Annotated in this window: 1 protein-coding gene; it reads right to left on the bottom strand. The window is 53.4% G+C overall.

Going from position 1 to position 431, the window contains the following annotated elements; genetic code table 11:
• A partial coding sequence (locus I6F37_RS40870; protein ID WP_225154504.1) for a hypothetical protein occupies window positions 1-431 on the bottom strand: 431 nt, incomplete at both ends.

Genomic DNA, 431 nt, shown 5'->3' with positions numbered 1-431 from the left:
GTGTGGCTGCGGCATCGAGTCCGATCGTATTGCCGTAGGCGACCAGCGAAGTGATTCCGCCCAGCGTTACTACGTAGCCGCTGTTACCCGAAATGACATTGCCTGCACCAGGTGTTGTACCGCCAAGTACGCTGGCTTGCGAATGAACGAGTGAAATGCCTGTAACGTTGCCAATCGGACTGGATCCGAGTTGATTCGTGCCGATGTAGTTTCCTGAGAGGATCGTACCGTCGCTGTTGACGATTCCGATCCCGCTTGAACCATTACCGCTGATGACATTTCGCGCAGCGCTTGTCGAACCGCCAATGATTGTCGCTACGGCTCCCGCGCTGATTAAAACACCATTCGCACTATTGCCGAGGTCTTGATCGCCGTCTTTGTTTACTCCAATGTAATTTCCTCGAACGAGCGTATTGAAGACTGTGCTGCCA

Source organism: Bradyrhizobium sp. NBAIM08, assembly GCF_020193935.1.
In the GTDB taxonomy this organism is placed as follows: Bacteria; Pseudomonadota; Alphaproteobacteria; order Rhizobiales; family Xanthobacteraceae; genus Bradyrhizobium; species Bradyrhizobium yuanmingense.
This window is presented reverse-complemented; position numbering and strand designations above follow the sequence as displayed.